Below are 12,335 nucleotides of genomic sequence, written 5' to 3' on the forward strand. Positions count from 1 at the left end.
AGAAAAGAGGGTTTCATGACCACATCAAAAGGCTGGCGCGTGCTGGTGACGGCGGGTGCAGGCGGGATAGGGCGCGCCATCGCGGAAGCATTCGTATCGGCGGGCGCGAGCGTCTTTGTCTGCGACATCGACGAAGCGGCGCTTCAACAGATGCAGGCGCAATTGCCGGGCGTCAGGACATCAGTGTGCGACATCGCCGATCGCGCGGCGGCTTCGCGCATGGTCGCGGACGCCGCGTCCGCTCTAGGCGGATTGGACGTCCTGATCAACAACGCGGGCATTGCTGGACCGACCGCGAGTGTCGCGGAGATGGATCCGGACGCGTGGGAAGCTGTACTTCGTCTGAACCTCACAGGCACATTCATGGTCACGCAACAGGCCATCCCTTTCCTGAAGCAATCGGGCGCGGGCGTGATTCTCATCATGTCGTCGCTCGCCGGCCGCTTCGGTTACCCGAACCGCAGTCCCTACGCAACGACCAAATGGGGGCTCATCGGATTCGCAAAGACCTTGTCACGTGAGCTGGGCGAATTCGGCATACGAGTCAATGCGATCCTGCCGGGTGCCGTGGAAGGTCCGCGTATTCAGCAGGTGCTGGCGGGACGCGCATCAGCCAGCGGCCGCACCGTCGCGCAGGAAGAGGCGGCTGCGCTCGCCAATCAGTCCATCAAGCATTTTGTCGATCCGGCGGACATCGCGGCGCTCGCTGTTTTTCTGGCATCCGATGCCGGGCGTTCCATTTCGGGGCAAATGATCCCGATAGACGGCGATTCGCAAAGCGCATCCTGAGATCAGGGTAAACATCCGTGACGACATGAAGTGCTTTTAAATAGTTGGTGTACGGAGTATATTCGTCACCAAGGTGGTCAAGACTGATTGGAGGAAGACATCATGCAATTTCATCTCAACGGTTTCCGGGTCGGGGATCCGATGATCGAGCCAGCTGCCGATGGCGCGCCTCGCGTCGAAATGCCCGATACGGTCGATGTGCTCATCGTCGGAAGCGGTCCGGCCGGGCTCGTGCTTGCGGCTCAGTTGTCGCAATTTCCGTCGATCACGACGCGTATCGTCGAGCGTCGCTCGGGACCGTTGCTGATGGGGCAAGCGGATGGCGTCGCGTGCCGCACGGTCGAGATGTTCAATGCATTCGGCCTGAGCCACCGCTTGTTGCGCGAAGCCTATTGGGTCAACGAGACGGTCTTCTGGCGACCCGATGCAAACGATCGTGGCGCGATCAAGCGTACCGGACGTGTTCAAGATACCGAAACAGGCATGTCGGAGTTCCCGCACGTCATCGTTAATCAGGCGCGCGTGCAGGACTATCTGCTCGATGTGATGCGTCGTTCCGCGCAACGGCTTGAGCCGGATTACGATCTCGAAGTCGTGAACGTGCAACGCGATAGCGAGGGCGAGTATCCGGTGCGAGTCACGCTACGCCGCACGGACGCAGCGCGACTCGATGAAAAGGTCGTCGTGCGTGCGCGCTATGTCGTGGGCTGCGATGGCGCGCGCAGTCGCGTGCGCACGGCCATCGGACAAACGCTGCGCGGCGATGCCGCCAATCATGCGTGGGGCGTGATGGATGCGCTCGCCGTCACCAACTTTCCGGACATCCGGCTGAAGGCTGCGATTCAGTCTGCGAGCAAGGGCAATCTGCTCATCATTCCGCGCGAAGGCGGCTATCTCGTGCGCTTTTACGTCGATCTTGGCGAAGTCACGCCTGAGAACCGCGACACCATCAAGCAGATCACGGTCGAGCGCATCATTCAGACCGCGCAACGAATTCTGCATCCCTATTCGCTCGACGCGAAAGAGGTCGCGTGGTTCTCGGTTTATGAAGTGGGACAGCGTTTGACCGATCGCTTCGACGACGCAATCGCCGCCGACGGAACATCTCGCGAGCCACGCGTGTTCATCGCCGGCGATGCCTGTCATACGCATAGCGCGAAAGCGGGTCAGGGCATGAACGTTTCGATGCAGGACGGCTTCAATCTCGGCTGGAAGCTCGGCGCAGTGCTGCAAGGGCTTAGCGACGTCGACCTCTTGCGCACGTATTCCGATGAACGCCAGCCCATCGCGCAAGAGCTGATCGACTTCGACAAGGAATGGTCCGCGATGATGGCCGCGCCGCCGAAAGATCCCAATTGCCCCGAAGCAGGCGGTGTCGATCCAACGGAACTGCAGGACTATTTCGTTCGTGCGGGCCGATATACGGCGGGCGTCGCGACGCGATATCGGCCGGGCGCGTTGACGGGCGAATCGACATCTCAATCGCTCGCGAGCGGCTTCACCATCGGCACGCGCTTTCATTCGTCGCCCGTCGTTCGTCTCGCCGATGCGAAGCCGATGCAACTCGGCCACGCGGCACGCGCCGATGGTCGCTGGCGCCTGTACGCTTTTTCGGACGCAAGCGGAAGTGCGCTAAATGCACTGTGCGAACATCTCGCCAAGTCGCCCGATTCGGTCTTGCGTCTCATCACGCCAGAAAATGCCGATGCGGATAGCGTCTTCGATCTTCGCGCAGTGTTGCAGCAGCCTCATCGCGAAGTACGACTCGAAGATCTGCATGCGTTGTTGCTGCCGCGCAAGGGACGCTACGGCCTAATTGACTACGAGAAAGCGTTTACGAGCGACGCAGCGACTGATATCTTCGACGAGCGTGGCATCGAGCGGGAACGGGGCGCGCTCGTCGTGGTCCGTCCGGACCAGTACGTCGCGCATGTACTTCCGCTGGATGCCTACGCCGAATTGAATGCGTTTTTGCGGCCCATTTTCCGAACGAACACATCTTCGCTACACGCTTAGAAATTGCCGACCAAACACGACAACCCCGAAACGCTTTCCAAATTCACGGGTAGCCTGGTACGCCGCGCCCAGCAGCGCCACATAGCGGTATGGCTCAGCGAAGTCTCCGCCGAGATCACGAGCGTCCAGTACGCGGCGCTCGAAATCTTGCAGAAAACGCCCGGCGTCAATCAACGACAACTCGGCGATGAACTCGACGTGGACCGTTCGACAATCGCCGATCTCGTCGCGCGCATGGTTCGCAATGATTTGATCGAACGCTCGGACGATCCCGTCGACAAACGTAGCTATGTGCTGTTCCTTACTCCCGCCGGCAAGAAGCAGCTTGCGACGTTGCGTCCACGTGTCGAGGAGGTCGAGCGCATTCTCACTGCGAGGCTGACGCCGACCGAATGTCTGGAGTTGCGGCGCCTGCTTTTGGCACTGTTGCCGCTGGGGGAATAGTGCGTTTGTTACTCGCAGGGGTGTCGTTGCGGCAGTTCACAAAAGCCGAGGGACTAGTCGGACATAAATCTTATAGGGTCTTTGTGGAAGAATAGCCGCATGCCCCGACCGGCCTCGCCAGTCGGAAGAGCGTGGTATTCCTAAGTTGGCCCCAAACCCCGCGGTACAGAGTGTCGTTTCGTCACGAAGGCGGTCACTTGGAGGAAGACCTCGAGGCAGCGGCCAGAGCTGTCTATTCGTGGATCGTAAGGGACGACACATACATGGACGCTACCGCATCCATGACGACAATTCTTAAAAAAACGAGTCTCATGTGCAACCATGAGACTCGCGAAATCGGCGCGCAACAGAAGAAAGAGGAGTGGCGATCTTCGCCCGCGCCGCGGCCTGGGACCAGGCCCACCTGTACCGGGTCAGCTACACGTTATTTCGTGCCGACGGTTTGCAGCGCCGTCCATTTGCCGTTGCTCACCTTGTAAACCGTCACACCGCCGTACTTCAGATCGCCACGATCGTCGTACGCGAGTTCGTTGGTCGTCACGCCCTTCATCTGCGTTACCTTCAGCACCGGCAGATACTTGTGCGGATCGACCGAGTCGGCCTTCTTCATTGCGTTGAGCACGGCCATCGTGCCGTCGTACGCGTACGGCGAATACAGTTCGACTTCGTTGCCGAAGCGCTTCTTGTAGCGCTCCACATACGACTTGCCGCCCGGCATCTTGTCCAGCGGACTGCCGCCCGACGACGCCAGCGCACCTTCAGCCGCCGGCCCGGCGATCTTCAGCAGTTCGTCGGAGTGGATCATGTCCGGGCCGATCAGCGTGCTCTTGATCGCCAGCGTACGCATCTGCTTGAGGAACGGCGCGGCTTGCGTGTCCGCGCCGCCATAGAAAATCGCGTCTGCATCCGACTGCTTGATGTGGGTCAGGATTGCGCGGAAATCGACGGCTTTGTCGTTGGTAAACTCTTGCGCGACGACGGTGCCGCCTGCCGCCTTGACCGCCTTGGCGAATTCTTCTGCGACGCCCTGACCGTATGCAGTGCGGTCGTCGACGATGGCGAATCGCTTGAACTTCAGATCCTTCACCGCGTATTCGCCGAGCACGCCGCCCTGTTGCGAGTCGGACGTGACCAGACGGAAGGTCGTCGGCAGGCCTTGCGCGGTGTAGGCCGGTGCGGTGGCGGTCGCGAGTTCGGGGATGCCGGCCTTCGCGTAGATCGGCGCCGCCGGAATGCTGGTGCCGGAGTTGAAGTGGCCGATCACAGCGGCGACGCCGTCATCGACGAGCTTCTGCGCGACCGTCGTGCCGGTGCGCGGGTCGGCCTGGTCGTCAGCCGCATCGAGCACGAAGTGCACCGGCTTGCCGCCGATCACCGGTCTGGTGGCATTGAAGTCTTCGATCGCCAGCGTCACGCCGCTGCGGAAGTCCGCGCCGTAGTGCGCCTGGCCGCCGGTCAGCGGTGCGGCAAAGCCGATCTTCACGTCCTGCGCCTGCGCGAAGGCGCTTACGCTGGTCAAACCGAGCGCGCCGGCGGCCGCGGCCAGCGCGATGTGTTTCATGCCCATGCCCATCTGATGCTCCTCTTTCTTTGTGGAATGACGCGAAACGTCCCCCACCGCGTGCATCCCACGTGGCGTCCGTCCCGCCGTTGCAGACACTGCTTCTTGCTCATCGGCCACGCGGCGCTTTCGATGGCGGCGCCGCGTACATTGACGCTTCTTCAGCTCATGTGCGGGTAGGCATAGTGATGGGCCGGCACATAGGTTTCCTTGATCGTGCGCGGCGACACCCAGCGCAGCAGATTCAGCGCGGAGCCGGCCTTGTCGTTGGTACCGCTGCGGCGCGCGCCACCGAACGGCTGCTGACCGACCACCGCGCCGGTCGGTTTGTCGTTGATATAGAAGTTGCCTGCCGCGAAGCGCAGTGCCGCGCTCGCCTCGACCACCGCAGTGCGTTCCTGCGCGAACACGGCGCCGGTCAGTGCGTAGGGCGAAGTCGAATCGACCAGCTTGAGCACGTCGGCCCATTGCGCGTCCGGATAGACGTACACCGACAGCACCGGCCCGAAGATCTCTTCGCGCATCGTCACGAACTGCGGGTCGTCGACTTCGATCACGGTCGGCTGGATGAAGTACCCAGTGCGATCGTCCGAACCGCCGCCCGCGACGATCGTGGCGCCGCCCGCTTCCTGTGCCTGGCCGATATAACCGGCAATCCGTTCATATGCCTTACGATCGATCACCGCGCCCATGAAATTGCTCAGGTCCGCGACGTCGCCCATCTTCACGGTGGCGAGGTCGTCGACGAGGCGTGCCTTGACTGCAGGCCATAGCGACGCCGGCACATAAGCACGCGAGGCCGCACTGCACTTTTGCCCCTGGTATTCGAACGCGCCGCGCAGCAAGGCGGTACTGAGCGCGGCCACATCCGCCGACGGATGCGCGAGCACGAAATCCTTGCCGCCGGTCTCGCCCACGAGCCGCGGATAACTACGATACGTCGGCAGACGCTCGGCCGTCGCGCGCCAGAGCGAATCGAACACCGCCGTCGAGCCGGTGAAATGCAGTCCGGCAAACTCGGACGAACCTAGCGCGATGGATGAAACCGTCTGCGCTTCGCCCGGCACGAAGTTGATCACGCCGGGCGGCAGACCCGCTGCTTCGAGCAACTCGAACACGAAGTAATTGCTGAGCGCGGCCGTCGCGGCCGGCTTCCACAGCACGCTGTTGCCCATCAACGCTGGCGCGCACGCCAGGTTGCCGCCGATTGCGGTGAAGTTGAACGGCGTGACCGCGTACACGAAGCCTTCCAGCGGACGATATTCGAGCGCGTTGCGCATGCCGGCCGGCGACACCGGCTGGTTCTGCTGCAGATCACGCGCAAATGCGACGTTCCAGCGCAGGAAGTCGATCAGTTCGCACGCGGAATCGATCTCAGCCTGATAGGCTGTTTTGCTCTGGCCGAGCATCGTCGCGGCGTTCAGCTTCTGGCGCCACGGGCCCGCGAGCAAGTCGGCAGCCTTCAGAAACACCGCAGCCCGATCCTCGAAAGACCACTGCGACCAATCACGTTGCGCGTCAGCGGCGGCTTTGATGGCAGTGGCTACATCGTCGCCGCTGGCCTGATGCACGTGCGCGAGCGTATGTGCGTGATCGTGGGGACACACCACCGGTTGCGTCGCGCCGCCGGTCAGGCGCTTGCCACCCGCGACTACTGGGATCTGCACCACATCGGCGGATTGCTGCTCAAGCGCGCGGACAAGCTCCGCACGTTCTGACGATCCGGGTGAATACGCTAAGATTGGTTCGTTTCTGGGTGCTTCGAGCATGGCTTTACCAACCTTTGACTGAGGGTCTATCGGATTCATATTCGACTACAATTTATCCATCTCTACATCGATTGGATACAATCCTAGCAGCCAACAATTTTGACGACAACCTTTTTCGTCGGTCGGCACACGACCGGCTTTTGCTCATGACGACAGTGCAGGCCAAGGCAGATCAGCGGTCGCTGCCGCAATCCATTCGGGATCAACTGCGCGATGAAATCCTGCGGGGGACGCTCCCGCCGGGCACGCAGCTGCGCCAGGAAAATCTGGCGGAGCGCTTCGGCGCGAGCCGGATTCCCGTGCGGGAGGCGTTGCGGCAGCTCGAAGCGGAAGGATTGGTAAGCTATCAACTCAATCGCGGCGCAGTGGTGATCGCGATGTCGACGAGCGAGATTTGCGAATTGCTCGACATCCGCGCCGCACTCGAAAGTTATGCGGCCAAGCTCGCGGTGCCGAACATGGTGTCCGCCGATATCGATCTGATGAAACGCATCCTCGCCTCATACGACATCGCCACGACACCCGCAGAATGGGCCGAGTGCAACCGGCAATTCCATCTGGCATTGTGCGCGCCGTCGAATAATGAGCGGCTCAGGAAGATGATCGAGGAGTATTGCCTGAGCACGACGAACCGCTATCCGCATCTGCGGATGTCGCTGGATACGCAAAAGGAAGACGTGCAGCGTGACCACTATCAGATTGTCGACGCGTGCAAGCGGCGCGCCGTTGACGAGGTCGTGACACTGCTCGAGCAGCACATCCTCGAAACCAAGCGGGAAGTCCTGGCCGCTGCACGCCTCGGATAGCATAGGCCAACGGGAGCGCGACCTACAGGGCTGGCTCCCATCGGCTCCGGGGTCTGAGATTCGACCCGGGCATGGGCGCGCACTGAGGCGCATGCCCGTCATGCGAACCCGTCAACCGTCTTGCGAATTTCCAGCACCACGCCTGCGTCGGCTCGCGTATCAAAGTATGTGAAGCCCGACCTGTCGACCCGGCGCCCGCGCGCCATTACGTCAAGGCCAAGCGATTTGCCGGCCGATTCCGCGGCGTCGCAATCGACAACCTCGAAGCCAAGGTGGTAGACGCCCTCGCCGTATTCGTTCAGGAAGCGTCGTTGCGGCGAATCAAGCTCGGACGGCTCGCACAGCTGTAACTGGAAATTGGCGAGATCCACGCACTTGTATCGCATCGCATCGGACGCCGCCTTGTTCGGCACATCGAATTCGACATATTTACCGGCCTTCGGATAGTCGAACCACGGCCCGACGCCAAGACTCTCGTAATACCCGACGGTCTTGTCGAGGTCGTGCACGACGACGCAAACATGGTGAAGTGTGTTGAACGGAGAAGCCACTTGTTGGTCCTTTGATTTCAGTGAACTGCATTGTCGATCGGGGCGGCATGCGCTGCCTCCCCGGCATGGCGCGCCAGAAACTGCTTGCTGCGCTCATGGCGCGGCGCGCTAAAGAACACGGCCGGCGGCGCATCTTCGACGACCTCGCCGTTGACCATGAAGATCACGCGGTCGGCAAACTCGCGTGCGAGCGCCATCTCGTGCATGGCGATCAGCATCGTGATGTCGTCGTCGGCCAGTTGACGAATCACCGAAATCACCTCCTGCGCCAGTTCGGGATCCAGCGCACTGGTCGGCTCGTCGAGCAGCATCACGCGAGGCTCCATGGCGAGCGCGCGGGCAATCGCGACGCGCTGCTGCTGACCGCCCGAGAGCTGATTCGGGTACGCGTCGTGCGCCTTGTCCTCCAGCCCGACGCGCCGCAGCAGCATCCGTGCGGTATCCTCAGCCTCGCGGCGGGTCTTGCCGAGCACGCTGACTGGCCCGGACATCACGTTTTCAAGCACCTTCAGGTGGCGAAACAGGTTGAAGCTCTGGAAAACCATGCCGATGCCTTGCCTCTGCCGGCTGATCTCCTGATCGGCGAGCTCATACAGCACGCCGTTCTTTTCGCGGTAACCGATCAGCTCGCCGTCGACGAAAATCTTGCCGCCGTCGATGGTCTCCAGATGGTTCACGCAACGCAGCAAGGTAGACTTGCCTGCACCGGACGGTCCGAGCACCGCAACGATCTGCCCGTGCGGAACGTGGACATGAACATCGCGCAGCACGGCGTGCGCACCCCGGTATTTGGTGACACCGACAAGATCCACCGCGTTGCATCCAGGACGATTGTTCATGGCTTACCTGTGCGGGTAGAGGCGTTCGAGCAGCATCTGCAGCGCGGTGGCGGCAGCTGTCATGACGAGGAACCAGAAGGCTGCCACCGACAGCAGTTCGACGACGCGGAAATTGGCCGAATAAATATCGGTCGTGACGCGCAGCAGTTCGAGATAACCGATCGCCGACGCAAGCGAGGTCGACTTGAGCAGCAGGATGTACTGGTTGCCCGCTGCCGGCAGGATGATGCGTGCGGCCTGCGGAATAACGACTTTGCTCACGACGTCGCGGTTGCGCATGCCGATCGCGCGAGCCGCATCGCGCTGGCCGGCATCGACCGCACGGAATCCGCCACGGATGATCTCGGCCATATAGGCACCCTCCGCAAGACTGAGGGCGATCAGCGCCGCCATCCACGGTGTGATGAGACTGGTCATCGGCGTGTCGTACAGCACCGCCCCGGTAAGCGGTACGACGATATGCAAATGCGGAAACATCGTCGGAAAGGCGTTGAACCAGAAGATCAACTGGATCAGCATTGGAGTGCCGCGAAAGAGGTACACGTAGACTGACGCGAGCGTCGACAGGACGGGGTTGCTGCTTACCCGCATCAGCGCGGCGATGAGTCCCACTGCGCCTGCCAGCACGAGCGCTGATGTACCGAGCAACAGCGAACTACCGGCGCCGATCAGAATCTGCCGGCTGAACAGATAGTCCAGGAAGACATGGACGTCAATTACGCGCGTACTGACAGCCGCCTGGAACATGCCCAGCACCGCCATGAGCACGATTGCGGCAAGGAACCACGATCCATAGGGCCGTCGATGCACGACGCGGCGCGTCGGCCCGGAGGCGGAAGTCCGCGATGTGAGGGAATTTGCGTTCATGCTGCCGATCCTGGTCTGGAAAGGTGGGTAACGAACTGGCAGGTCGGGCAAGCGCCGCCATGGGCCGCTCCTGCGCGCAAGGAAGGGGCCCGTCATTTGCGCTTGCCAGCCGGCAGGTTGACGGAAATCTCGGGCAGGGCCGCGCCGGACAGACCCCACTTGCCGAGCAGCTTCTGATAGGTTCCGTCGTCAAGCATGCTTTGCATCGCCTTGCGGACCGCATCGCGCAGCGCCGGGTTGCTCTTGTTGAAGCCCCACGACGTGATATAGGGCGTTAGCCGATAATTGCCACCGACAATCCGATACCGGCCAGGAAACTGCGAACTCATGTAGACAAGGGCGGGCAAGTCGCCGATATAGCCGTCGACGCGCTTCAGATCCACCTGCGCCCTCGCATCGGGCGCCGTCGGCAACTGCTCGGCGCGAATCGGTGGCTTGCCGGCGCTGACGCACCGGGCAGATGCTGCCTCTACCGCAGACATGATCACGCGTCCTCCGAGCATCGTGACAACGCTACGGCCGCAGAAGTCATCGATCGTCGAGAGCGGAGTCTTGTTTTCGCTCAAGACCAGAATGCTCCCACCTGAAAACATGTAGTTCACGAAATCAACTTTCTGCTCGCGCTCCTCCGTATCACTGATGCCGCCGGACGCAATGTCGAAGCGTCCGGCATCGAGCCCGGGAATCAGGGCGGCATATTCGGCCTGCACGTACTCCACTTTCAGATTGAGACGTCTGCCGACCTCTTCGAACAGATCGCGGCTCACGCCAGTGACGTCGCTTCTGCCCGCTTCGCGGAACTCAACCGGCGGAAACGTCTGCTGTGAACCGATCCGCAGGACGCCGCGCGCCCTGACGTCTGCGGGTACAGCAGCTTGCATATCGGTTGCCGCAAACGCCAGATGCGGCGCCATCGCAATCGATGACACGGTCACGGCAGCAAGCAGCATCAGGTGCCGCAAGGACGGAATGGTTTTTCTCATGGTAGTTGCCCCTGTCGGCACGTTGAGTCAACGTATGAAGACGTTATCGCTTAGCGACTATCAGCAGTTTTCCCCGGAATCGCCGACGGATTGGCACGGTCCGCTCGCGGGCATTCGGCCGCCGCATCGAAGCGCGCCTGGACCTTTGCGATGTAGTTGCTCGGGAATTCCCATGCCTTCAGACCAGCCGGAATGTGCTCCCAGTAGAAATTCGGCGGACGCATCTCGATACCCGGATCAGTCAGTCGATAAGTCCAGCAATCGTAGACCTTTCCGTCATCACCGCGGACCGTGAGAAAAAACCGTTCGAAGTCGTCGTAGTCCTGGTTGAACTGCTCCGGTTCGTGCTGGAACACGACGCCGAGCGCGTTTTCGCCGAACGCATCCGACACGCCGTTCAGATGACACCAGCCGCGGTCCGCACGGTCGCTCGCCGCGTGGAACTGTAGACGGTGATTGGCCGCGTAACCCTTCGTGATTGCCTTGCATTGCGGCCAGTAACGGCGGATTTCCGGGTCGTTGAGCCATGTGCAGTACGCAAAGTAATACAGCATCGTCGAATCCTTTTTGAGGTGGTGAATAAAACAGTCTGGAAACCGCGAAAAGAAAACCCGCGCATGGGATGCCGCGCGGTGGGAACGCTAGCGACGATATGACAAACACCGGCCCGACTCTGGTCTGTTACGCCTAACGTTCGAAGCGTCGCCACCAACATAATATACCGCATCGTATATGTTAAAAAATACTCGATTGACTAGGGAAAACCCATGTGCGTTTGGCGATACTGATTGACGAAAAAGCGGGTGCGGGTAGAGAAGCAGTCAGATGCGCGCGTCACGACGCAAAGCCGCCCAGCGGCGCGCTTTTGGTCAGGAGCGGCCCAGCGGTGAGATAGGCGCGTTAATGCGAACCCGCAAGCACACCGCGACGTGCTCGAGATGTGCGATGACGCGCCGGCGATTCTGCGCCGCCTGCGGGGGCATCATCGAAAAGGCCGGAAGCATGAGACGGTATCGCACCGCCTCGCGCAGATTAATGTTGCAGGGCTGGCTCGACGATCGTCATCGTTCTTTCAACGTGCGCGCGTGCCAGCTGCTCGGCCAGATCTTCGTCGCCTGCGCGCAGTGCGGCCAGCAGGGCACGATGTTCCCGATTACTTTCGACCAGCTGTGCATCCGAAAACAGGACTGGAACGCGCAGCGCCCAGTAATAGAACTGCGTGCGCTGGTGGAATTCGATCAGGATGTCATTCCCCGATAGGGTCACGATCAACTGATGGAACTCCGTGTTGATGCGGTTGAGCTCGCGCCGGTTCTCGCCCGCGGCGTGCTCCATGGCGTCGATGAGACGTTCCAGTGCGTCGCAATCTTCCTGCGTCACACGGCGCGCGGCAAGGCGGGCCGTCGCAGCCTCGATCGCCGCGCGGCTTTCGAAAATTGTGCGCACCTGAAGGTGTTCAACGCCCTGCACCTCCCATCCACGATTGCGCGCGATCAACCCTTCGCCCTGCAGCAGCAGCAGGGCTTCGCGCACAGGCGTCCGGCCGACTTCGAGTTGGGTTGCCAGCTCTTCTTCGACCAGCCGTTGCCCCGGCCTGATTTCAGAAGCGAGGATCATGCTGCGAATCCTCGTGCGGACATCGGCAGTAATCAGATTTGACGGATGTTTCATTGGACAGTCAACACAGGTGGTTTTTTGTTTTCACAACCA

The 12,335-nt window shown here is 61.1% G+C and carries 12 protein-coding genes; 4 read left to right on the forward strand and 8 right to left on the reverse strand.

Annotation, left to right across the window (positions count from 1 at the left end; all coding sequences use genetic code 11):
* The first annotated feature begins 15 nt into the window (after positions 1-15).
* The 3 genes from AC3WLT_RS07310 (at position 16) to AC3WLT_RS07320 (ending at position 3,249) form a co-directional block, all read left to right on the forward strand.
* On the forward strand, positions 16-789 hold the full coding sequence (locus AC3WLT_RS07310) for an SDR family oxidoreductase (protein WP_492591230.1): 774 nt from the start codon (positions 16-18) through the stop codon (positions 787-789).
* Between the two features lie 102 nt (positions 790-891).
* Entirely contained in the window at positions 892-2,805 is a 1,914-nt protein-coding gene (locus tag AC3WLT_RS07315) for an FAD-binding monooxygenase (RefSeq protein ID WP_492591231.1), read from the forward strand.
* Between the two features lie 3 nt (positions 2,806-2,808).
* Entirely contained in the window at positions 2,809-3,249 is a 441-nt protein-coding gene (locus AC3WLT_RS07320; RefSeq protein ID WP_492591232.1) for a MarR family winged helix-turn-helix transcriptional regulator, read from the forward strand.
* A 424-nt stretch (positions 3,250-3,673) separates the two neighbouring features.
* Here the strand turns inward: AC3WLT_RS07320 and AC3WLT_RS07325 are convergent, their stop codons facing one another.
* Both AC3WLT_RS07325 and pruA read right to left on the reverse strand, forming a co-directional pair.
* Positions 3,674-4,810 (reverse strand): branched-chain amino acid ABC transporter substrate-binding protein, encoded by a 1,137-nt coding sequence (locus AC3WLT_RS07325; RefSeq protein ID WP_492591351.1) that lies wholly within the window; start codon positions 4,808-4,810, stop codon positions 3,674-3,676.
* 161 nt (positions 4,811-4,971) lie between these two features.
* On the reverse strand, positions 4,972-6,579 hold the full coding sequence (pruA, locus tag AC3WLT_RS07330) for an L-glutamate gamma-semialdehyde dehydrogenase (RefSeq protein WP_492591233.1): 1,608 nt from the start codon (positions 6,577-6,579) through the stop codon (positions 4,972-4,974).
* A gap of 146 nt (positions 6,580-6,725) precedes the next feature.
* Here pruA and AC3WLT_RS07335 point away from each other — a divergent pair, with 146 nt between their 5' ends.
* Entirely contained in the window at positions 6,726-7,385 is a 660-nt protein-coding gene (locus tag AC3WLT_RS07335; protein ID WP_492591234.1) for a GntR family transcriptional regulator, read from the forward strand.
* A 98-nt stretch (positions 7,386-7,483) separates the two neighbouring features.
* Here the strand turns inward: AC3WLT_RS07335 and AC3WLT_RS07340 are convergent, their stop codons facing one another.
* The 6 genes from AC3WLT_RS07340 to AC3WLT_RS07365 all read right to left on the reverse strand — a co-directional run bounded on the left by AC3WLT_RS07340 (position 7,484) and on the right by AC3WLT_RS07365 (position 12,296).
* The gene (locus AC3WLT_RS07340; RefSeq protein ID WP_492591235.1) at positions 7,484-7,936 is read right to left on the reverse strand and encodes a VOC family protein; all 453 of its coding nucleotides are present in this window, start codon (positions 7,934-7,936) and stop codon (positions 7,484-7,486) included.
* A gap of 17 nt (positions 7,937-7,953) precedes the next feature.
* On the reverse strand, positions 7,954-8,775 hold the full coding sequence (locus tag AC3WLT_RS07345) for an amino acid ABC transporter ATP-binding protein (protein ID WP_492591236.1): 822 nt from the start codon (positions 8,773-8,775) through the stop codon (positions 7,954-7,956).
* A gap of 3 nt (positions 8,776-8,778) precedes the next feature.
* On the reverse strand, positions 8,779-9,642 hold the full coding sequence (locus tag AC3WLT_RS07350; protein ID WP_492591237.1) for an amino acid ABC transporter permease: 864 nt from the start codon (positions 9,640-9,642) through the stop codon (positions 8,779-8,781).
* Positions 9,643-9,734: 92 nt separating this feature from the next.
* Positions 9,735-10,625 carry an ABC transporter substrate-binding protein gene (locus AC3WLT_RS07355; protein WP_492591238.1) on the reverse strand — a complete coding sequence of 297 codons (891 nt, stop codon included), beginning with the start codon at positions 10,623-10,625 and terminating at the stop codon, positions 9,735-9,737.
* 50 nt (positions 10,626-10,675) lie between these two features.
* Positions 10,676-11,179, reverse strand: coding sequence for a gamma-glutamylcyclotransferase (locus tag AC3WLT_RS07360; protein WP_492591239.1), 504 nt, complete (start codon positions 11,177-11,179; stop codon positions 10,676-10,678).
* A 478-nt stretch (positions 11,180-11,657) separates the two neighbouring features.
* Positions 11,658-12,296 (reverse strand): GntR family transcriptional regulator, encoded by a 639-nt coding sequence (locus tag AC3WLT_RS07365; RefSeq protein ID WP_492591240.1) that lies wholly within the window; start codon positions 12,294-12,296, stop codon positions 11,658-11,660.
* Between the last annotated feature and the right edge of the window lie 39 nt (positions 12,297-12,335).

It is taken from the genome of Paraburkholderia sp. FW306-2-2C-D06C (assembly GCF_058781505.1).

Bases quoted from the DNA above. Each gene is read 5' to 3' on its own strand.
- AC3WLT_RS07350 (WP_492591237.1), bottom strand. From the start codon at position 9,642: ATGAACGCAAATTCCCTCACATCGCGGACTTCCGCCTCCGGGCCGACG.
- AC3WLT_RS07355 (WP_492591238.1), bottom strand. From the start codon at position 10,625: ATGAGAAAAACCATTCCGTCCTTGCGGCACCTGATGCTGCTTGCTGCC.
- AC3WLT_RS07315 (WP_492591231.1), top strand. From the start codon at position 892: ATGCAATTTCATCTCAACGGTTTCCGGGTCGGGGATCCGATGATCGAG.
- AC3WLT_RS07345 (WP_492591236.1), bottom strand. From the start codon at position 8,775: ATGAACAATCGTCCTGGATGCAACGCGGTGGATCTTGTCGGTGTCACC.
- AC3WLT_RS07335 (WP_492591234.1), top strand. From the start codon at position 6,726: ATGACGACAGTGCAGGCCAAGGCAGATCAGCGGTCGCTGCCGCAATCC.
- AC3WLT_RS07325 (WP_492591351.1), bottom strand. From the start codon at position 4,810: ATGAAACACATCGCGCTGGCCGCGGCCGCCGGCGCGCTCGGTTTGACC.
- AC3WLT_RS07310 (WP_492591230.1), top strand. From the start codon at position 16: ATGACCACATCAAAAGGCTGGCGCGTGCTGGTGACGGCGGGTGCAGGC.
- AC3WLT_RS07365 (WP_492591240.1), bottom strand. From the start codon at position 12,296: ATGAAACATCCGTCAAATCTGATTACTGCCGATGTCCGCACGAGGATT.
- pruA (WP_492591233.1), bottom strand. From the start codon at position 6,579: ATGCTCGAAGCACCCAGAAACGAACCAATCTTAGCGTATTCACCCGGA.
- AC3WLT_RS07360 (WP_492591239.1), bottom strand. From the start codon at position 11,179: ATGCTGTATTACTTTGCGTACTGCACATGGCTCAACGACCCGGAAATC.